Origin of the sequence: Planococcus halotolerans (assembly GCF_003289955.1) — a bacterium.
Lineage (GTDB): Bacteria > Bacillota > Bacilli > Bacillales_A > Planococcaceae > Planococcus > Planococcus halotolerans.
In genome coordinates, this window is the sequence record NZ_QLZR01000001.1 from 80,654 (window position 1) to 100,313 (window position 19,660).

The window sequence follows — 19,660 nt, forward strand, 5'->3', positions numbered from 1 at the left end:
AACCCCTTTTGTAAAATGAATGAAAAAGGCAGCGCCAGTTATTTCTTGCCGCTCATTATATCGATAATGTGCTGCCAGGTCTCCCATTTAAGCGCATCTTTCGGCTGTCCGTCACCAAGCACTCCATAACCGACCATCGCTCCAAGTGCAGCTGCAATGACGATTAATACAAGTACGAGGATGATGCGAAGCCAGATGGGAAATAACCGAATTTGGACCCACCAGGTTTTTTTCCCCTGTTGGCCACCAGCTGCTTCTTCATTTTTATGTTCTTTTCTTTTGGAAACTTTTTTAGTTGGCTCAGCCATTTCAGTCGTCAACCTTTCCACTGATGCACACTCCCATTCTATTATGTAAGAGCAATTCACATCCACAGTTCTATTGCGATTCCGCGCAAGCACGATTTCACTATGTTGCTATTATACTAAAAAAATGCGGTTGCTGTACATACTTAAAAAAATGGAGAGAATTTTATTTGGATTTACGTGATAGGCTGTCCAACATCTTGCCTGTGCCGATTGCAACACAGTTCATCGGATCTTCAGAAATGAAAACTGGAACTTTCAATTCTTCCGCAAGCAATTGTTCGATGCCATGCAGCAAGGCCCCGCCGCCAGTCAGTATAACACCCCGATCAATTATATCAGCTGAAAGTTCAGGAGGCGTCTTCTCCAAAACATTCTTGGCTGAGGCTACTATCAGATTTACTGATTCGCGAAGCGCCAATTCGATTTCTTCTGAATGGATAGTTATGACACGCGGAAGGCCGGACACCATATCTCGTCCACGGATTTCCATCTCATCTTTACGGCTGCCTTTGAAGACAGTTCCTATTTCCATTTTAATATTTTCTGCTGTGCGTTCACCAATCAGTAATTTATAATGCTTTTTAACGTACTGAAGAATATCGTTATCAAATACGTCTCCTGCTATTTTGATGGATTCACTGGTAACAATGTCACCCATAGACAGCACGGCAACGTCAGTAGTTCCTCCACCAATATCAACCACCATATTGCCTGTCGGCTGGTAAATATCCATCCCGGCTCCAATAGCAGCTACTTTAGGTTCTTCTTCAAGATAAACTTTCTTCCCGCCGGACTTTTCAGCAGCTTCCCTGATTGCTTTTTGTTCGACACTCGTCACATTGGTCGGACAGCAAATAAGGATGCGCGGCTTGTTCATGAAGCCTCTGACTTTTAAACGGTCTATGAAATACTTCAGCATGATTTCAGTGACATCAAAATCAGCGATAACGCCATCTTTTAACGGTCTTACAGCTATTATATGTGCCGGTGTACGGCCAATCATTTTTCTCGCTTCTTCTCCTACAGCGATTACCTGATTAGTTTTCCGGTCCATCGCGACGACCGAAGGTTCATTCAATATAACCCCTTTGCCTTTAACGTAAATCAGAACATTTGCTGTTCCTAAGTCAATTCCTATATCTCTTGAAAACAACATTCCTGCTACCCCTTCCGGTAATGGTACTTCTATTATGTATCTCTCTATAAAGACGCTCCTAACTGAATATTTTAACACAAAGATTCAGGGTGCTGCATAACAATTTGGAAGAATATATGTTATTTTAAGAAAACTTCATTTTTATTTAATAATATTTCTTAATAGAAGTATTTTTAGCCTTTCTTATTCATTCCCCGGGAAATATCTTTATGACAATTAAAAACCCGGAAGCAAGTTTGCTTCCGGGTTTGAATATTAAATATGGAATTAGACCGTTTGTTCTTCCATGACTGGTGCTTCTTCTGTAATGACGCGTTCGATATCTGCGCCAAGCGATGCAAGTTTCTTATGAAAGTCAACGTAACCCCGATCCAAATGCTGTAATTCATTTACTCGTGTAATTCCTTCTGCGGCTAGTCCAGCTAATATTAATGCAGCTGCTGCACGCAGATCAGTAGCTGATACTTCAGCTCCCTGCAATTTAGAAGGCCCTTCCATGATTACAGAACGCCCTTCAATTTTAACTGAAGCATTCATGCGGCGAAACTCTTCGACATGCATGAAACGATTTTCAAAGACTGTTTCAGTCAAAATTCCGTTTCCTTTAGCAGTCAGCATCAATGACATCATCTGAGACTGCATATCTGTAGGGAATCCTGGGTGCGGCATTGTCTTGATATCAATGGAGCGAAGAGGACGAGTCGCCTGGACACGAAGGCCTTCAACTGTCTCTTCGATTCTGACACCCATTTCACCAAGTTTCGAAATTAACGCCGCCATATGCTCAGGTACTGCATTTTCAATCGTTATGTCACCTTCAGTGATGGCTGCTGCTACCATGAATGTACCAGCTTCCACACGGTCCGGGATGATGTAATGCTCAGCGCCTTTAAGTTCTTCAACGCCTTCGATACGGATTGTATCTGTACCAGCACCAATCACTTTTCCTCCCATTTCATTGATGTAAGTAGCCAAATCAACAATTTCAGGCTCTTTTGCTGCGTTTTCGATGATTGTAACGCCTTCAGCCAACGCGGCTGCCGTCATAATGTTTTCAGTAGCTCCTACACTTGGGAAATCTAAGTATATTTTTGCTCCGCGTAATCTTCCATTCACGTCTGCTTCTACAAAACCATTTCCGAATGTGATTTTTGCGCCCATCGCTTCAAATCCTTTTAAATGAAGTTCGATCGGCCGCGATCCGATTGCACAACCACCTGGAAGCGCCACGCGAGCAAAACCATTGCGTGCAAGAAGCGGTCCCATAACCAAAATTGAAGCTCTCATTTTTCTTACGTATTCGAATTGAGCTTCACTTGATAAAGTTGAAGATGAATCGATATGCATTTCATTCTTTTCCGGGAAGTACTCAATGCCGACATTCAAGCTTCTTAGAACCTCTTGAATTGTGTAGACATCCGCCAAATGCGGAACTTCCTTTATGATGCTTTTGCCTGAACCTGCGAGCAATGCGCCGGCCAGGACCGGAAGAACTGCATTCTTAGCCCCTTCCACTCTTACTTTACCGTTTAATTTGTTACCGCCTCTAACAATGATCTGTTCCACTGAAACGCCCTCCATGTGTAAAATAATCTGTAAAAAAATCTGTAAAATGTATATAAACCGTTTAAAAGTCCAATGTCATAATTTAGAAACAAAACCTTTACTATGATACCCGTATTTTATTAAAATAACAAGTATCCAGCAGATTATTTTTCTTAAATATTATCTGCTTGTTTATATGATTCGTAATAACCCTTTGATTTGTGTCCGTCGACGTACAGTTTATATTACAATTTGATTACAGTGAATATTTTCCCCGAATATAGGAAAATAAACATGGTTTTTAAATTTATTTCCCGGGAAATACCTAAGGTTTGGTAAATTGGCCTGTTCCCACCAAGTGGAAACACGGCAATTTGCCAATTTTTAAAAGAGATATGGCAACTGCCTTGACCAGGCGGATATATTCAGGAAAAAGGTTGAAACCATTGTACCTAAGGCAATGCTGAGGAAAATATAAAGAATTTGCGCCTGCAGCACATGATGTTTGCGGATCCAATTTTCAAAAGTCATCGCGCGCAGCGCATAAAAAGCTACACCCGTAAAAAAGATATGGCTAAAGATAGAGATGATTGCCTGCTGCCCAATCATTTGTTCCATATAAATCCTCCTTTCAAGTATTTATTTCTTAATAAATAACAGTATATAGAAAAAGCGGACAAAAGTTTGGATAACTTTTGCCCGCTTTCCCACATTATCTGTCGCTAATCTATGTCCAGACTCCAGCGACCCAGCTCTTCGGGTCATAAGCCACTTTGGCTGTGCGGCTGAAAAGATGCCGCTTCGCCAAACCGTCTTATGCCTGTCAGAGCTTAACGGGTGCTGTCGCTTTTATACGTTACCCTCATAAACGTTGATACGATTCATCGCACGCTTCAAAGCAAGCTCAGCCCGCTTGAAGTCGACTTCATCTTTTTTCGCCTGTAGCAACGCTTCTGCACGTTTAGCTGATTCTTGAGCGCGAGCAATATCAATATCAGTCGCACGTTCTGCTGACTGGGCAAGAATCGTTACTTTTTCAGGACGAATTTCAAGGAATCCGCCGCTTACAGCAACCAATTCCGTCGAGTTTTCTTTCTTCAATCGGACTGCGCCGATTCCAAGAGGTGCTACTGTCGGGATGTGACCGGGCAGGACGCCCATTTCACCGGAAGCTGTAACCGCTATTACCATGGAGACTTCTGAATCGTATACCGGGCCGTCGGGAGTGACAATATTGACTGTAATGGTCTTCATTTTTTTCCCTCCTGGTCCCTGATTTTAGACTTCTACGCCCATGCTTTTCGCTTTGGCAATTACATCTTCAATGCGTCCTACCAAACGGAAAGCATCTTCAGGCAAGTGATCGTATTTACCGGCAAGGATTCCCTGGAATCCTTTGATTGTTTCTTGAACCGGCACATAAGAACCTTTTTGGCCTGTAAATTGCTCAGCCACGTGGAAGTTTTGAGACAGGAAGTTTTGAACGCGACGAGCACGGTTAACCGTTAACTTGTCTTCATCGCTCAATTCGTCCATACCAAGGATTGCAATGATATCCTGAAGTTCACGGTAACGCTGAAGCGTTTCCTGAACCTGACGGGAAACTCCGTAATGCTCTTCTCCAACGATTTCAGGCGACAATGCGCGTGAAGTTGAAGCAAGCGGATCCACCGCAGGGTAGATACCCATTTCAGAAAGTTTACGTTCAAGGTTTGTTGTTGCATCCAAGTGGGCGAAAGTTGTAGCTGGAGCCGGATCCGTATAGTCATCGGCAGGTACATAGATCGCCTGGATAGATGTAATAGAACCTTTACTTGTAGAAGTAATACGTTCCTGCAATTGTCCCATTTCAGTAGCAAGTGTCGGCTGGTAACCAACGGCTGAAGGCATACGGCCAAGTAGTGCCGAAACCTCAGAACCTGCTTGTGTGTAACGGTAGATATTATCAATGAATAGCAATACATCCGCGCCTTGTTCGTCACGGAAATATTCAGCCATTGTCAAACCGGACAAAGCGACACGCATACGTGCGCCAGGTGGTTCATTCATCTGGCCGAAGACCATTGCTGTTTTTTTGATAACGCCGGAATCGCTCATCTCGTGGAATAAGTCGTTCCCTTCGCGCGTACGCTCACCAACACCGGCGAATACAGAAAGACCGCCGTGTTCTTGAGCGATGTTATTGATCAATTCCTGGATAAGAACTGTTTTACCTACACCGGCACCACCGAAGAGACCGATTTTACCACCTTTGATATAAGGGGCAAGCAAGTCAACAACTTTGATACCTGTTTCAAGAATTTGAACTTCTGTAGAAAGCTGTTCAAATGTAGGAGCATCACGGTGAATTGGGTCGCGGCGTTCCGTACTAGGAATTTCATCAGCCAAGTCGATTACTTCGCCGAGTACGTTAAATACACGGCCTAATGTTACATCTCCAACCGGAACAGTAATAGCGCTGCCCAAATCGGTTACAACAGATCCACGCTGCAATCCGTCAGTGGATTCCATCGCGATTGTACGAACAGTATCATCGCCCAGGTGCAAAGCTACTTCTAATGTCAAAGTAACTACTGCCTGACCGGGACGATCAATTTTTACAGTTAGGGCATTGTAGATTGCTGGAAGATTGCCATCGGCAAACTTTACGTCTACAACTGGACCCATAACTTGAAGAACGTGTCCTGTGTTCATGCTATTCCCTCCTGTCTTACTTTTATTGAATCATTATTGCAAGCTTCGACGGCCTAATCGACCGTCTCCACTTCAATGTTTACTTAATAACTATTCTAAAGCCGCTGCCCCACCGACGATTTCAGTGATTTCCTGAGTGATCGCTGCCTGGCGGGCACGGTTGTATGAAAGTGTCAATCCGTCGATCAATTCAGACGCATTGTCGGTCGCGCTCTTCATTGCTGTCATTGAAGCCGCATGTTCACTTGCTTTGCCGTCAAGAACGGCACCAAAAATCAGGCTTTCTGCGTATTGTGGAAGAAGAACTTCCAGGATGGCTTCAGCTGAGGGATCGAATTCATAAGAAGAAGTCGCTCCGGTCGGCTTGATATCCGTCAATGGCAGAACCTTCGTTTCAGTGACTTCCTGCTGAATAGCTGAGACAAAGTGATTGTAGTACATATAAACTTCATCATATGCACCTTCTGAGAACATACCAACAGCTTTGCGCGTAATTTCTTTGATATCAGCGAATGATGGATGATCCGGAAGCGCGATAGTGCTTTCCAGGATCGTCATTCCCTGTTTCGCAAAGAAATCCCGACCTTTACGGCCAATGCTAAGGATAACAAATTCATCATTTGATGTATGGCGTTCACGGATTTTATTGCTTACAGTACGCAGGATATTAGCGTTGTATCCGCCCACCAACCCACGGTCAGATGTGATTACAAGATATGCGGTTTTGTTCACAGGGCGCGTTGTCATCATCGGATGGCTTGCGTCATTCGAGCTGGCAGCTATGGAAGCTACAACGTCCTGAATTTTCGCCATGTAAGGAACAAATGCTTTAGCATTCGTTTCGGCACGGTTCAATTTTGAAGCGGAAACCATTTGCATCGCTCTTGTAATCTGGCTTGTTTTCTTCGTTGACGTAATTCGGTTTTTTATGTCGCGTAAAGATGCCACTGGTATTTCACCACCTTATTATTTTTTCTTCTGATCCAGCTGAACTGCTTACTCTGATTTTGCGAATGTGCGTTTGAAATCGTTGATTGCCGCGCCAAATGCTTCGTCAGAAGGCAAACCTTTCGTAGTGCGGATAGTTTCCAAAACTTCTGTGTGGTTCGTATCCAACCAGCTAGTCAATTCAGCTTCGAAACGAGAGATATCATTGATAGCAATGTCATCAAGGAAACCTTTAGTCAATGCATAGAAGATAACAACTTGCTTCTCTACTTTAATCGGGTTGTTCAAGTCCTGTTTAAGAACTTCAACTGTCCGTTTACCGCGCTCAAGCTTAGCAGCTGTAGCAGCGTCAAGGTCAGAACCGAATTGCGAGAATGATTCCAATTCACGGAATGCTGCCAAATCCAGACGCAATGTTCCCGCTACTTTCTTCATCGCTTTGATTTGAGCTGAACCACCTACGCGTGATACGGAAAGTCCGGCGTTGATCGCTGGGCGCACACCCGAGAAGAATAGATCGGATTGAAGGAAGATTTGTCCGTCAGTAATCGAAATTACGTTTGTTGGAATATATGCAGCAATATCGCCAGCTTGCGTTTCAACGAACGGCAATGCTGTGATAGATCCTGCACCAAGAGATTCGTTCAACTTCGCTGCACGCTCAAGAAGGCGTGAGTGCAAGTAGAAAACGTCACCCGGGTAAGCTTCACGGCCTGGAGGACGACGAAGCAATAGCGAAAGTTCACGATAAGCAGATGCTTGTTTTGTCAAATCATCATAAACGATAAGAACGTGTTTGCCTTCGAACATAAATTCTTCAGCCATTGTGATACCAGCGTAAGGAGCAAGGAACAATAATGGTGCCGGCTGTGAAGCGGATGCCGTCACGACGATTGTGTAGTCCAAAGCGCCATTTTTACGGAAAGTTTCAACTACGTTACGTACAGTCGATTCTTTTTGTCCGATTGCCACATAGATACAGATCATATCCTGGTCAGCCTGGTTCAAAATAGTATCGATTGCTACAGCAGTTTTACCCGTCTGGCGGTCACCGATGATCAATTCGCGCTGTCCGCGGCCGATCGGCACTAATGCGTCAATTGCTTTGATACCTGTTTGAAGAGGTTCATGAACTGATTTACGTGCCATAACCCCTTGTGCAGGGCTTTCGATTGGACGGGTTTTCGTTGTGTTGATCGGGCCTAAGCCGTCAACTGGTTGTCCAATTGGATTTACTACTCGTCCGATAAGTTCGTGTCCTACCGGTACTTCCATAATGCGGCCTGTACGACGCACTTCATCGCCTTCTTTGATGTCAGCGAACGGCCCAAGGATGATGATACCAACATTATTGGCTTCCAAGTTTTGTGCCATTCCCAATACACCAGTAGAGAACTCAACAAGTTCTCCAGCCATGACGTTGTCGAGGCCATGAGCGCGAGCGATACCATCACCAACTGTGATTACTGTACCGACGTCGTCAACTTTCATCTCTGATTGGTAATTTTCAATCTGCGCTTTAATCAGACCGCTGATTTCTTCAGCTTTGATGCTCATGTATGTCACCCTCTCATAATTTCATTAATTAACCGATCAATTGACGCTGCAGGCGAGCCAGCTTTGTGCTGATGCTGCTGTCATAGATCCGGTTTCCGATTTGAAGACGCAGTCCACCGATTAACGATGGATCTATAATGTTTTCAATTCGTAAAGACTGTTTGCCTACTTTTTGTGCAAATACAGTGGAAATCGATGCACGTTCCTCTTCAGTCAACAGACGTGTCGAGTAAACTTTTGCATCCTGGATTCCCTGTGCATCGTTGGAAAGGTTGATGAAAGCATCGACCAATTCCCCTACTTCGTTTAAACGTCCGCGCTCGGCAATCAATTGGATCGTGTTAACCACGTATTGATTGCCTTGCTTGAACAATTCGTTGATCAAGTTGATTCTTTTTTCAGATGATAATTTCGGTGAAACCATCAGTTGATAAAGTTCAGGAGTCGTAGCAAATATTTTTTTCACTTCGCGCAAATCCTGTTCCACTTCAGCAGTAACCTGATGTTTCTGTGCCGTTTGGAACAATGCTAATGCATAGCGTTCTGCAGCCTGACTCATTGCACTTCGCCTGCCTTCGCAATCGTTTCGTTAATCAACTGGCGGTTGTCTTCCTCAGAGATTTCTTTTTCAAGCACTTTCGTAGCTGCAAGCAATGACAATGCCACAACTTCTTCACGAACTGCCGAAATCGCTTTGTCTCTTTCGTTGGCAATCTCAAGAACTGCCGCATCTTTCATGCGTCCAGCTTCAGCGCGTGCCGTCGTGATGATTTCCTCACGCGAAACTTCGCCTTGCTTTTTGGCATTCTCTACGATTTCCTGTGCCTGTGTGCGCGCATCTTTCAGAAGGTTGCGCTGTTCTTCAAGCATTTTTTTGGATTCCAGACGGCTGTTTTCAGCAGTTTCGATTTCACTTGCGATCAAGTCTTCACGTTCCTGCATAACGCCCATCAAAGGTCCCCATGCGAATTTTTTCAGTAGCAACATCAATGCGATAAACACGATTAAAGTTGCTGCGATATCTCCAATATTCAAAAACTCCCCGGTAGCACCGAGTACGAGGTGATCAAAAAACACGATTGTTTCACTCCCTTCAAGAGCCTAAAAGTACGTTTCTTCTATAGTAAGATCTTTAATTGCTGCAAGATGATTTTTCAGTTGTAAAATGATTCATAACAAGCGTAAATGGCGAAAAACATGCCGAAGCATTCTCGCCATTTAGCTTTAATAAGATACGTTAATGATTAACGGTTCATTACGATGAACGCGATAACTACTGCGATAATAGGAAGTGCCTCTACCAAAGCAACACCGATGAACATTGTTGTTTGAAGAACGCCACGAGCTTCTGGCTGGCGAGCGATACCTTCAACTGTTTTTGAAACGATAAGACCGTTACCAATACCTGCACCTAGTGCTGCTAAACCTACTGCAATTGCTGCTGCTAATAAACCCATTTTAAAATGTCCTCCTCAGGATAATTGTTTTTTTGTTTTTTGCCTGTTAAGGCGTTTTTATGTCAATGGTCGTCGGCAACTTTATGCGATATATAAACCATTGTTAACATAACGAAAATGAATGCCTGGATAGCCCCGATAAAGATCGAGAATCCTTGCCATGCCATCATTGGAAGCGCGGCGGCGGCAAATCCGAAAATACCTGCTCCACCTAAACCTGCAAGCAATCCCAAAAGGATTTCTCCGGCAAAGATGTTCCCGTAAAGACGCAGACCAAGTGTCAGCGTATTCGCAAATTCCTCGATGATTTTCAACGGGAACAGGAATGGCATCGGCTTCAGATAGTCCGCTCCGTAATTTTTCAAACCTTTTTGCTTGATGCCGTAATAATGGCTCAAGATAATGATTGTTGCTGCGAGTGTCATTGTGACAGTCGGATCAGCTGTAGGTGATTTCCACCAGAGATCTCCGTTGACCACAATTGAAAATGGCAGACCCAGCATGTTCGACACAAAAATGAACATGAGCAGCGTAATTCCAAGTACATGGAATCGTCCACCGTCTCTCCAGTCCATATTGCTCTTTATGATACCCTTCACGAAATCCATGATCCATTCCATGAAGTTTTGCATCCCAGTCGGTTTCAGCTTTAAGTTCCGCGTTGCAAAGAATGCGATGAGGAACACGATAAGAGCGGCTACGAGAAGCATCATAACGTTGGATAAGTTAAACCAAATACCGAACAGCGGATCTTGCCACATTGGAGCTCCATGATCCACGATAGTTTCACCTCTCTTTCCACATTCTTAATGGTGTTTCACGTGATAGATGATCCGTTCCGCCAAAAGCAGGATATAAGGGATCATCAATCCAATTACCGTACTGACCAAGTGAATGTGCTCTGCGAACAATATCGCAATCGCAACAGCTGCAACACCTGATGCAAACCGTAATGCCGTTCCAAGGGAACGAACTTTCGAGCCTTCAGCCACCGCCCGGTCAAATTTGTCCATCCGGCGAACCAGAATCCACATATTATAAATGCCGAACAAAGTTCCGATGATCAGACCGGCAAAGATGTCCTGGTATGAGGTGAATCCCCAACCGAGCACGAATATTGCCAGGATAAAGATGATTATCCTTTTAAGTCTTGTGAAAATCTCCCTGAGTCCATCCATTTTTTACTTGTCTCCTGATTCGAATTTTCGGACGGTCTGAAACATTGCCCAGACGCCTGCTGAGATGCCTGCGAGAAGGCAGATGACCAGAAAAAGCGGGGCGGTTCCGAACTGATCATCGAGCCACATACCTGTGAACGCACCGATGAGTACGGACCCGACAAGTTGTGAGAGGATGGCGCTGTAAAGTGCCATCGCTTGTAAGGGACTTTTTTTCGGGTGCATGATAAACCCCTCGAAATTCGTTGATTTGACATTTTACCCCTAAAAAAGAGCAGTCGCATCAGGCTTTTACCATAAAAAATTATGTAAAAAAACCTTCTCATGCATACCCTTTGTAAGCATACAATAGGGGTAAAATCATGTCAATTGATAGAAGTGAAAAACTTCACAAGCAAATTTGCCCCGACATATTGTGGACAAAAATTCACAAATTTTTTATTTGGCGTCGAAATACTGGTGAAGCGCTTCAACAATTCGAACCGATGCCTTGCCATCACCGTAAGGATTTGATGCATGTGACATCGCTTTATAAGCCGCTTCGTCTGTCAATAGTTCTTTCGCCAGCCCGTAAATCGTCTCTTCATCTGTTCCTGCGAGCTTCAATGTGCCCGCGTCGATGCCTTCCGGACGTTCAGTTGTATCGCGAAGCACCAGAACCGGTTTGCCAAGTGAAGGCGCCTCTTCTTGAATGCCCCCTGAATCCGTCAATATAATGAAGGAACGCGCAGCGAAGTTATGGAAATCCAACACTTCAAGCGGTTCAATCAAATGGATGCGGGAATCGCGGCCAAGCACTTCATCCGCCACTTCCCGGACTGCCGGATTCATATGTACCGGATAAACAACTTGAATGTCATCATGTTCCTCGATCAGGCGTTTGATGGCACGGAACATATTACGCATCGGCTGGCCCAGGTTTTCACGGCGGTGCGCCGTCAAAAGGATCATTCGGTCCTTCCCGATTTTCTCAAGAATCGGATGCGAATAAGTTTCTGTAACCGTTGTCTTGAGCGCATCGATTGCTGTGTTGCCTGTAATGTAGACAGCTTCTTCTTTTTTGTTCTCAGCCAAAAGATTCTGAGCCGACTTTTCTGTCGGTGCAAAGTGCAGATCGGCGATGACACCGGTCAATTGGCGGTTCATCTCTTCCGGATAAGGAGAAAATTTATTGTGCGTCCGCAGTCCTGCTTCTACATGGCCGACAGCAATCTGATTATAGAATGCGGCCAGGCTCGCAACAAAAGTAGTTGTCGTATCGCCATGGACCAGCACAATATCGGGTTTCGCTTCTTTCATCACTTTATCGAGGCCTTCCAGCGCCCGGGTTGTAACTTCCCCGAGCGTTTGGCGGTCCTTCATGATATTCAAATCGAAATCCGGTGTGATTTTAAACGTTTCAAGAACTTGGTCGAGCATTTCACGGTGCTGGGCTGTAACAGTTACCAGCGGCTCGATGGTTTCAGGATGTTTTTGAAGCTCGAGTACAAGCGGAGCCATTTTTATGGCTTCCGGGCGAGTACCGAATATAGTCATCACTTTCCATTTCTTTTTCATAAGGATCAGCCTCGCTTTATTATTGTCTAGTCTCCAACGGCCCAGCTCTTCGGGTCATAAGCCAGTATAGCTTTGCGGCAAAAACCGCCGCTCCGCTATCCTGTCTTATGCCTTTCAGAGCTTAACGGGCGCTTGCGCTTTTCTATTGTCCAGTCTCCAGCGGCCCAGCTCTTCGGGTCATAAGCCACTTCGGCTGTGCGGCTGAAAACATGCCGCTTCGCCAAATCGTCTTATGCCTTTCAGAGCTTAACGGGCGCCTTCGCTTTTCTTTACTTAGTGCCAAACAGGCGATCTCCAGCGTCTCCAAGACCTGGGACGATATAGCCGTGGTCGTCCAATTTTTCATCAAGTGCCGCGATGTAGATGTCCACGTCCGGATGTGCAGTCTGTAATGCTTCCACGCCTTCCGGTGCTGCAATGATGCACATGAAACGGATTTTCACCGCTCCGCGTTTTTTCAGTGAATTAACAGCTTCTATAGCCGAGCCGCCAGTTGCCAGCATCGGATCGACTACAATGATCTCACGTTCCTGGATATCCGAAGGCATTTTGAAATAATACTCGACCGGCTGCAGCGTTTCAGGGTCTCGGTATAAGCCGATGTGTCCGACTTTCGCCGCTGGAATCAGTTTTAAAATCCCATCAACCATTCCGATGCCTGCGCGCAGAATTGGCACAATCGCCATTTTCTTCCCTGCCAACACATTTGCTTTGGCAATCTGCACTGGCGTTTCCACTTCAATTTCCTGAAGCGGAAGATCACGGGTTATTTCAAAGGCCATCAATGTTGCTATTTCATCCACCAATTCGCGGAACTCTTTCGTTCCAGTCGATTTATCGCGGATGTACGTCAGTTTATGCTGAATCAAAGGGTGATCAAATACATATACTTTTCCCACGGCGTATCTCTCCTTTTTCCACATTATCTTCAATAGTATAACAGAAATTGAGGGGCGCTGAGCTCTCATGAAAGCATTGTAATTTTTCTGAAATTTTAATAGGCTGGCAAATTTTATAATTTCCCCACGGATTTATTCCAAATAAAAAAACCGGAGCATCTGCTCCGGCCTACAAAAGGTTGGCATCTTCAAGCGGCATCGGCCGGTAAAAATAATATCCCTGGCCGACATGGCATCCCAGATCCAGCAGCAGCTGTTTCTGTTCTTCCGTTTCCACGCCTTCCGCCACTGCGGTCATGTCCAGGTTTTCCGCCAATTGAATGATGGTCCGGACAATGGCAAGCGTATCTGTTTCGTGCATTTTGGAAATGAACGACCGATCGATTTTAATTTCGCTGACCGGAAGCTTCTGCAGGTAACTCAAAGAAGAATACCCGGTGCCGAAATCATCCACCGAACTGGTGAAGCCATATTTCGTTAATTGCTTAAAGATTTTTCTTGCGGCTTCGATATCGACAAAGCCGATGCGTTCTGTAATTTCAAGTTGGATCAAACGCCGGTCGATATTGTATTCCGCCGTCATGTCCACCAGGTTCGGAACGAACGAATGATGGAAGAAATGATCAGCTGAAACATTAACCGCGACCTGCTGGAGATTCAGGTTATGCTCCTGGCGATTTTTCAGCCATTCCATTACCTGCTTCAATACATTCTGTTCCAGAACGCGGATCTTGCCATTTTTTTCGGCTGCCGGTATGAAAACATCCGGTGCAATATTGCCAAGTTCCGGTGAATTCCAGCGGGCCAATGCTTCAAAGCTTAAAATTTTGCCTGTACGCATATCCACTTTCGGCTGAAGGTGAACTTTTATTTCTTCACGGCGAAGCGCTGCAGTCAGCTCATTGGCTATACGGAGATTTCGCATCATGTACTCATCATGTTCGTTTTCATAATAGCAGATGGACTCGCCTGCACGCAGTTTCGCTTTTGATAAAGCGCTGTCTGCATAACGGATAAGCTCTTCCACATCCTGCTGCATCGCTGTGATGATCGACACACCGGTTTTCAGGGACAGGAACAACTCCATGTCCCTTACTGTAATCGGTTCTGCCAATAATTTAGCAAGCTCTTCCAGGTATTCCGGTATCTGATCCAGCGGCATCAGGCTGACGAGCGCTAAAGTCGAATCGGAAAACCGGGCGATCAATGCCTCTTTGGAAGAAGTGGCCAAGCCGAAACGCTTCCCGATCTCCTGGATCAATTGATCTCCTGCACGATGTCCATATTGATCCACGACTTTGACGTACTCGTCTACGGATAAAAATGCGACGAGCCCCTCTTTGTTTTCTTCAAGCAAAGACGCCAATTCAATCATGAAATAGTTTCGGTTGCGAAGTCCCGTCGTCCTGTCCGTATAGGCAAGTTTCAACATTTCTTCCTGCTGGCGTGAATATTTGACTGTCAGCGAAATTGTCGGAGCAATTCTCTCCATGAAAGTATAATCTTTCTCATCCGGTTTAGTCGTCGAAGGGAAATAAATGCCGAGTGTGCCGATGGCATTTCCGTCTTTGTCGAGGAATGGCACTGACCAGCTGGATTTGAAACCATATTCTACAGCTATGTCGCGATATTCCTCCCACAACTTGTCTTCAAGCATATTTTCCACGATGACAGACTCACCCCGGTGATAAGCCGCACCGCAGGAGCCTGATTCCGGAGTCGCTTCACGTCCATCGATAAACTCCCGGAAGCCCTTAGGCATAGAGTTTCCTGCAACATCACGGAATTTATTGTTTTCATCGATAAAAAGAATCGTGCAGGTCGTGCCGTCTTTAAAGAATGATTCGATGATTCGGCAAACATTTTCGAGCAGCGAGCCGAGCATATAGCCTTTTTCAATGCCGGTATATGCTTCCTGCTGCAGCTGGATCAATGCTTCTTCCCTTTTACGGTCGTTGATATTCTTCATCAGCATCAGCGTGTATCTGTGTTTTCCACCGTCCACGCTGATTGGCTGAATGGTGATTTCATTCCAGAAGGGATTCTTATTCTTTTGGTAATTCACGATTTCAAATGTGTCTGCCTTATCGGATAAAGTGCATTTCCGGATTTTTTCGCTAATAACTTTATCCGTTTTTTCCCCGTGCAAAAAGCTGCCGTTCTTCCCCAAAACATCCGTTTCGGAGTACCCCGTCATGTCGTAGAATGCCTGGTTGGCATAGAGGATCGGCTGCTCATCAAGCTGCGAATTGATGACGACAAAACCGGTCTGGAATTCGACACCCAGTCGGCTGAGCCAATCAACGATTATGTATTTTTCTTTTTCTATTTTACTGTTTTGCATCCGGTACCCCTTCTTTCGTTATCTATGGGGAGAAAAATGCAGCTGACTGCCTTTGCCTGACAGCAGCTGCATTCCCTTATTTATATAGCGGGAAGCTGGCTGTCAATTTTGCAGTGCGGTCAGCCGCTTCTTTCTTCGCTGTTTCGTCTTCTGGGTTTTTGAGGAGCATCGCAATAATTGATGCGACTTCCTTCATTTCTGCTTCTTTAAAGCCGCGGGATGTTACCGCAGGCGTTCCAAGACGGATCCCTGAAGTCACAAAAGGACTTTCGGGGTCAAATGGAATTGTGTTTTTATTCGTTGTAATGCCCACTTCATCCAAAACTTTTTCGGCTACTTTGCCCGTAAGATTCAATGAACGCAAGTCAATCAGCATCAGGTGGTTGTCCGTGCCATTCGACACGATATCAACGCCCTCTGCCATCAGGCCTTCTGCAAGTGCATCCGCGTTTTTAACAACCTGGTCGATATATTCCTTATATTCAGGCTGCTGTGCTTCGCCGAACGCTACCGCTTTTGATGCGATAACGTGCATAAGCGGGCCGCCCTGGATTCCCGGGAATATCGTTTTGTCGATTTTCTTCGCGAATTCCTCTTTGCAGAGAATCAATCCGCCGCGCGGGCCGCGCAGGGTTTTATGCGTTGTTGAAGTGACAAAATGCGCATGCGGCACTGGATTCGGATGAACTCCTGTTGCGACAAGACCAGCAATATGAGCCATGTCGACCATCAGGTAAGCGCCAACTTCATCAGCGATTTCGCGGAATTTCTCAAAATCAAGCTTGCGCGAATAAGCGCTGGCTCCCGCTACGAGCATTTTCGGTTTATGTTCAAGCGCAGCTTCACGGACTTTATCGTAATCGATCAATTGAGTTTCTTCATCTACACCATATTCCTGGAAATCATACTGCATACCACTGAAATTCACTTTGCTGCCATGAGTTAAATGACCGCCGTGGTTCAAGTTCATCCCAAGAACCGTATCGCCTTTTTCAAGAACTGCAGTATAAACGGCCATATTTGCCTGCGAACCGGAATGCGGCTGGACATTGGCATGATCAGCACCGAAAATTTCTTTCAGGCGATCTCTGGCAATATTTTCCACAACATCAACGAATTCACAGCCCCCATAATAGCGTTTGCCCGGGTAGCCTTCCGCGTATTTATTCGTCAATACAGAGCCTTGCGCATCCATAACGGCCTGCGACACAAAGTTTTCTGATGCAATCAGTTCGATATTCGCTTCCTGGCGTTCTTTTTCCGCATTCATTGCTTCATATACTGCCTGGTCTTGCGCTTTAATCAAATCCATCCTGATTTCCCTCCTGTAATTGAACAAACTCACGATTGTAGCTGGCGCGTTCACCGCCGATCAGTTTCGGTCGGGTGGTTGCTGCAGAAACAATCGCATCTCCTATTAGTTTAACAGATGTACGCACCGGAACGGCTACTCTTTTTAAATGCATTCCGATCATTGTCTGGCCGATATCGATTCCTGCATGTGCTTTAATTTCTTCAACCACCACTGGATCATTCATGCTGCTGTAGGCATAAGCACTCATCGATCCCCCGGCTTTAGGCACAGGAATGACCGAAACCGGGTCCCAGCCGTATTTTTCCGCTGCATGCCGTTCGATCGTCAGTGCGCGGTTAATATGTTCACAACCTTGGAATGCCAGAAAAATCTTGTGGCGTTCCGCGAATTTCTGCAATGGTTCATACAAGCTTTCTGCAATATCCAATCCGCCTCCGGTGCCGATATGCTGTCCAAGCACTTCTGAAGTTGAACAGCCGACAACAAAAACCTGGCCTTTCCTGAAATCAATTGTCTGTTCCAGTTCACCCAACGTTTCTTCTAGCTGCAATTGCCATAAAGTTTGCATGCCGACCACTCCTTATTTTTCTAAGTTTGTGATTTTCTGAACCCGTTTCTCGTGGCGCCCGCCTTCAAACTCTCCTGTCAGCCAGGTTCTTGCAATCTCGCGTGCAAGGCCTCCTCCGACAACCCGTTCACCCATTGCGAGGACATTCGAATCGTTATGCCCTCTTGTCGCTTTTGCACTGAAAACATCATGCACTAGAGCACAGCGAATTCCTTTTACTTTATTGGCTGCAATCGACATTCCGATACCGGTACCGCATATAAGGATGCCGCGGTCCGCTTCCCCTTTTACTACTGCTTCCGCAACCGGAGTCGCATAATCCGGATAGTCGACAGAGTCATCTGTATGTGGTCCAAAGTCCTGATATTCAATGCCCATCTCGTTTAAAAGATTGACCATTTCCTTGCGAAGATTGTTGCCGCCGTGATCAGAAGAAATAGCGATTTTCATGTATAACCCTCTTTTCTTTTCTGTTAGTGCATTAAGCTGCCTTATGCTTTTACACTTTGATTTCATTTTAACATCTTTATGCGAAAAAACATATAAACGCTGAGCTTTATGGCGTCGAGAGTCTGGGGAAATCTGCACATAAGAAAAACCACCCGCAGGATTAGGGTGGCAAAGTTTTTATTTTTCCTGCAATAGTTTCTCTTCGAGCCTGCCGATCAATTCATGCAATTCATCAAAAGTCTGCTGATAGACCGAGTAGGAACCGCCATAAGGATCGCTGACATCTTCCACAGATCCCGTCACGTATTCCTTCAATGTAAATAATTTATCCGAAACATGCGGATGCTGCTGGCGAATGAGCTGTTTATGCGAAAGGGTCATGGTCAAAACGATATCCGCCCATTCCAATTCTTCCGGCGAAAGCGGCCGTGAGGTATGGTCGAATTCAATTCCCTGTTCTTCAAGAACCGCGCCGGCATTTTTGGATATCGGCGAACTGCCCGCAAAAACGCCCGCAGACCGCACTTCGATACCCTCTATTTCCTTGGATGCCAAAATAGCTTCCGCCATCGGGCTTCTGCAAGTATTGCCTGTGCATACAAAAACAATTTTCATCCTTTCACCTGCTTTACAAGAATTCTTAACTGAACCATTTATGGTCTGCCGCTTTTTCCAGGCGGTTCATCATGAAATCATTATCATCCCGTTCGCTCGGCACGCCAGTCAAAATCAAATCTGCATCAGTCATATCGCATTTCCTTAAACTGCTGTATAAAGTCTCCGGGCTCAACGGAAAGTGAAAATCGGCTTCCGGATATTCGGTGCTGCTCAGGACCGCAACTTTCTTTCCTTTGCCTTGCACATGCTCTATTGCTTTCCTGATCAATTTGCTGTCGTCTTCAATCAAGTAGACCGGTGCTTCCGGAGCATAATGCGTATACTTCATGCCCGGCGATTTCGGTACATTGCCATGAAGATCAGCAGAAAACCTGATAGTGCCGATAACATTCTCAATCTGTTCTTTTGTGACATTGCCCGGACGAAGAATAACCGGCGGTTCGCTGGTCATGTCCAGTACTGTCGATTCAATACCGATTTTTGTCGGGCCACCGTCAAGAATCAGCGGTATTTTTTGTTCCATGTCGTGGTAGACATGTTCAGCAAGTGTCGGACTCGGCTTGCCGCTGGTATTGGCGCTCGGAGCTGCTATCGGCAGCTGAACACGTTTCAATAGATTCAACGCTACCGGATGGTTCGGCACCCGGATTCCGACTGTTTCAAGATCAGCGGTCACATTCTGCGCAAAAATCCGCGGTTTGGATTTCATGATCAGCGTCAAAGCCCCTGGCCAAAACGCATCCATCAGTTTTAGCGCCTTATCTGAAACGTCATCCACATAGTTGATGGCTGCCTCTTTTGAATCCACATGAACAATCAATGGATTATCAGCGGGCCGGCCTTTCGCCTCGAATATTTTTCCGACTGCTTCTGCATTTGTGGCGTCTGCCCCAAGCCCGTAGACTGTTTCGGTCGGAAAAGCGACGATGCCCCCGCTGCGAATGATACCCACAGCTTGTGCATAAGTTTCTTCTTTATTCACATTTTTGTCCACAAGAATTACTTCTGTACTCATCTCTGCAACTCCCATTTCCTTAGGTTTCTATGACATTGTCCACAAATTGTG

General features: G+C 45.4%; 22 protein-coding genes. All 22 read right to left on the reverse strand.

The genetic code is table 11. The annotated features are described in order from the left end of the window. Positions 1–38 precede the first annotated feature (38 nt). The gene (locus DP120_RS00310) at positions 39–308 is read right to left on the reverse strand and encodes a DNA-directed RNA polymerase subunit beta (protein ID WP_112222241.1); all 270 of its coding nucleotides are present in this window, start codon (positions 306–308) and stop codon (positions 39–41) included. A 163-nt stretch (positions 309–471) separates the two neighbouring features. Continuing rightward, entirely contained in the window at positions 472–1,461 is a 990-nt protein-coding gene (gene mreB / locus DP120_RS00315) for a rod shape-determining protein (protein ID WP_112222243.1), read from the reverse strand. A 270-nt stretch (positions 1,462–1,731) separates the two neighbouring features. Then, entirely contained in the window at positions 1,732–3,030 is a 1,299-nt protein-coding gene (gene murA / locus DP120_RS00320; protein ID WP_112221199.1) for a UDP-N-acetylglucosamine 1-carboxyvinyltransferase, read from the reverse strand. Between the two features lie 363 nt (positions 3,031–3,393). Further along, positions 3,394–3,627 carry a DUF1146 family protein gene (locus DP120_RS00325; RefSeq protein ID WP_112221200.1) on the reverse strand — a complete coding sequence of 78 codons (234 nt, stop codon included), beginning with the start codon at positions 3,625–3,627 and terminating at the stop codon, positions 3,394–3,396. Between the two features lie 231 nt (positions 3,628–3,858). Then, the gene (locus DP120_RS00330) at positions 3,859–4,263 is read right to left on the reverse strand and encodes a F0F1 ATP synthase subunit epsilon (RefSeq protein WP_112221201.1); all 405 of its coding nucleotides are present in this window, start codon (positions 4,261–4,263) and stop codon (positions 3,859–3,861) included. 24 nt (positions 4,264–4,287) lie between these two features. Then, positions 4,288–5,703 carry a F0F1 ATP synthase subunit beta gene (atpD, locus tag DP120_RS00335; protein ID WP_112221202.1) on the reverse strand — a complete coding sequence of 472 codons (1,416 nt, stop codon included), beginning with the start codon at positions 5,701–5,703 and terminating at the stop codon, positions 4,288–4,290. A 90-nt stretch (positions 5,704–5,793) separates the two neighbouring features. Then, the gene (atpG, locus tag DP120_RS00340) at positions 5,794–6,651 is read right to left on the reverse strand and encodes an ATP synthase F1 subunit gamma (protein ID WP_112221203.1); all 858 of its coding nucleotides are present in this window, start codon (positions 6,649–6,651) and stop codon (positions 5,794–5,796) included. A 48-nt stretch (positions 6,652–6,699) separates the two neighbouring features. Then, the gene (gene atpA / locus DP120_RS00345) at positions 6,700–8,208 is read right to left on the reverse strand and encodes a F0F1 ATP synthase subunit alpha (RefSeq protein WP_112221204.1); all 1,509 of its coding nucleotides are present in this window, start codon (positions 8,206–8,208) and stop codon (positions 6,700–6,702) included. Between the two features lie 28 nt (positions 8,209–8,236). Then, positions 8,237–8,767 (reverse strand): F0F1 ATP synthase subunit delta, encoded by a 531-nt coding sequence (locus DP120_RS00350; RefSeq protein ID WP_112221205.1) that lies wholly within the window; start codon positions 8,765–8,767, stop codon positions 8,237–8,239. Then, positions 8,764–9,285, reverse strand: coding sequence for a F0F1 ATP synthase subunit B (gene atpF / locus DP120_RS00355; protein WP_084244260.1), 522 nt, complete (start codon positions 9,283–9,285; stop codon positions 8,764–8,766). Before atpF ends, DP120_RS00350 begins: the two co-directional genes overlap by 4 nt. A gap of 167 nt (positions 9,286–9,452) precedes the next feature. After that, positions 9,453–9,665 carry a F0F1 ATP synthase subunit C gene (gene atpE / locus DP120_RS00360; RefSeq protein ID WP_008433003.1) on the reverse strand — a complete coding sequence of 71 codons (213 nt, stop codon included), beginning with the start codon at positions 9,663–9,665 and terminating at the stop codon, positions 9,453–9,455. A gap of 62 nt (positions 9,666–9,727) precedes the next feature. Continuing rightward, positions 9,728–10,444 carry a F0F1 ATP synthase subunit A gene (gene atpB / locus DP120_RS00365; RefSeq protein ID WP_112221206.1) on the reverse strand — a complete coding sequence of 239 codons (717 nt, stop codon included), beginning with the start codon at positions 10,442–10,444 and terminating at the stop codon, positions 9,728–9,730. Between the two features lie 27 nt (positions 10,445–10,471). Then, complete coding sequence (locus tag DP120_RS00370) at positions 10,472–10,843, reverse strand: ATP synthase subunit I (RefSeq protein WP_112221207.1); 372 nt, start codon at positions 10,841–10,843, stop codon at positions 10,472–10,474. 3 nt (positions 10,844–10,846) lie between these two features. Then, positions 10,847–11,068 (reverse strand): AtpZ/AtpI family protein, encoded by a 222-nt coding sequence (locus DP120_RS00375; RefSeq protein ID WP_112221208.1) that lies wholly within the window; start codon positions 11,066–11,068, stop codon positions 10,847–10,849. A 213-nt stretch (positions 11,069–11,281) separates the two neighbouring features. Then, positions 11,282–12,400 (reverse strand): non-hydrolyzing UDP-N-acetylglucosamine 2-epimerase, encoded by a 1,119-nt coding sequence (gene wecB / locus DP120_RS00380; protein WP_112221209.1) that lies wholly within the window; start codon positions 12,398–12,400, stop codon positions 11,282–11,284. 269 nt (positions 12,401–12,669) lie between these two features. Beyond that, positions 12,670–13,299, reverse strand: coding sequence for a uracil phosphoribosyltransferase (gene upp / locus DP120_RS00385; protein WP_112221210.1), 630 nt, complete (start codon positions 13,297–13,299; stop codon positions 12,670–12,672). 169 nt (positions 13,300–13,468) lie between these two features. Further along, the gene (locus DP120_RS00390; RefSeq protein ID WP_112221211.1) at positions 13,469–15,643 is read right to left on the reverse strand and encodes a bifunctional diguanylate cyclase/phosphodiesterase; all 2,175 of its coding nucleotides are present in this window, start codon (positions 15,641–15,643) and stop codon (positions 13,469–13,471) included. Between the two features lie 76 nt (positions 15,644–15,719). Beyond that, complete coding sequence (locus DP120_RS00395) at positions 15,720–16,955, reverse strand: serine hydroxymethyltransferase (RefSeq protein ID WP_112221212.1); 1,236 nt, start codon at positions 16,953–16,955, stop codon at positions 15,720–15,722. Further along, positions 16,942–17,526 carry a TIGR01440 family protein gene (locus DP120_RS00400; protein WP_112221213.1) on the reverse strand — a complete coding sequence of 195 codons (585 nt, stop codon included), beginning with the start codon at positions 17,524–17,526 and terminating at the stop codon, positions 16,942–16,944. The genes DP120_RS00395 and DP120_RS00400 overlap by 14 nt, the downstream gene beginning before the upstream one ends. Before the next feature lie 12 nt (positions 17,527–17,538). Further along, on the reverse strand, positions 17,539–17,976 hold the full coding sequence (gene rpiB / locus DP120_RS00405; protein ID WP_112221214.1) for a ribose 5-phosphate isomerase B: 438 nt from the start codon (positions 17,974–17,976) through the stop codon (positions 17,539–17,541). Between the two features lie 177 nt (positions 17,977–18,153). Continuing rightward, positions 18,154–18,591, reverse strand: a complete 438-nt coding sequence (locus tag DP120_RS00410) for a low molecular weight protein arginine phosphatase (protein WP_112221215.1) — start codon at positions 18,589–18,591, stop codon at positions 18,154–18,156. A 25-nt stretch (positions 18,592–18,616) separates the two neighbouring features. Then, the gene (locus DP120_RS00415) at positions 18,617–19,609 is read right to left on the reverse strand and encodes an L-threonylcarbamoyladenylate synthase (protein WP_112221216.1); all 993 of its coding nucleotides are present in this window, start codon (positions 19,607–19,609) and stop codon (positions 18,617–18,619) included. Positions 19,610–19,660 lie beyond the last annotated feature (51 nt).

Coding starts and splice junctions, on each gene's coding strand:
- DP120_RS00310 (WP_112222241.1), bottom strand. CDS start 308: ATGGCTGAGCCAACTAAAAAAGTTTCCAAAAGAAAAGAACATAAAAAT.
- DP120_RS00325 (WP_112221200.1), bottom strand. CDS start 3,627: ATGGAACAAATGATTGGGCAGCAGGCAATCATCTCTATCTTTAGCCAT.
- DP120_RS00330 (WP_112221201.1), bottom strand. CDS start 4,263: ATGAAGACCATTACAGTCAATATTGTCACTCCCGACGGCCCGGTATAC.
- atpD (WP_112221202.1), bottom strand. CDS start 5,703: ATGAACACAGGACACGTTCTTCAAGTTATGGGTCCAGTTGTAGACGTA.
- atpA (WP_112221204.1), bottom strand. CDS start 8,208: ATGAGCATCAAAGCTGAAGAAATCAGCGGTCTGATTAAAGCGCAGATT.
- DP120_RS00350 (WP_112221205.1), bottom strand. CDS start 8,767: ATGAGTCAGGCTGCAGAACGCTATGCATTAGCATTGTTCCAAACGGCA.
- atpE (WP_008433003.1), bottom strand. CDS start 9,665: ATGGGTTTATTAGCAGCAGCAATTGCAGTAGGTTTAGCAGCACTAGGT.
- DP120_RS00370 (WP_112221207.1), bottom strand. CDS start 10,843: ATGGATGGACTCAGGGAGATTTTCACAAGACTTAAAAGGATAATCATC.
- DP120_RS00375 (WP_112221208.1), bottom strand. CDS start 11,068: ATGCACCCGAAAAAAAGTCCCTTACAAGCGATGGCACTTTACAGCGCC.
- wecB (WP_112221209.1), bottom strand. CDS start 12,400: ATGAAAAAGAAATGGAAAGTGATGACTATATTCGGTACTCGCCCGGAA.
- DP120_RS00390 (WP_112221211.1), bottom strand. CDS start 15,643: ATGCAAAACAGTAAAATAGAAAAAGAAAAATACATAATCGTTGATTGG.
- DP120_RS00395 (WP_112221212.1), bottom strand. CDS start 16,955: ATGGATTTGATTAAAGCGCAAGACCAGGCAGTATATGAAGCAATGAAT.
- DP120_RS00400 (WP_112221213.1), bottom strand. CDS start 17,526: ATGCAAACTTTATGGCAATTGCAGCTAGAAGAAACGTTGGGTGAACTG.
- rpiB (WP_112221214.1), bottom strand. CDS start 17,976: ATGAAAATCGCTATTTCTTCTGATCACGGCGGCAACAATCTTCGCAAG.
- DP120_RS00410 (WP_112221215.1), bottom strand. CDS start 18,591: ATGAAAATTGTTTTTGTATGCACAGGCAATACTTGCAGAAGCCCGATG.
- DP120_RS00415 (WP_112221216.1), bottom strand. CDS start 19,609: ATGAGTACAGAAGTAATTCTTGTGGACAAAAATGTGAATAAAGAAGAA.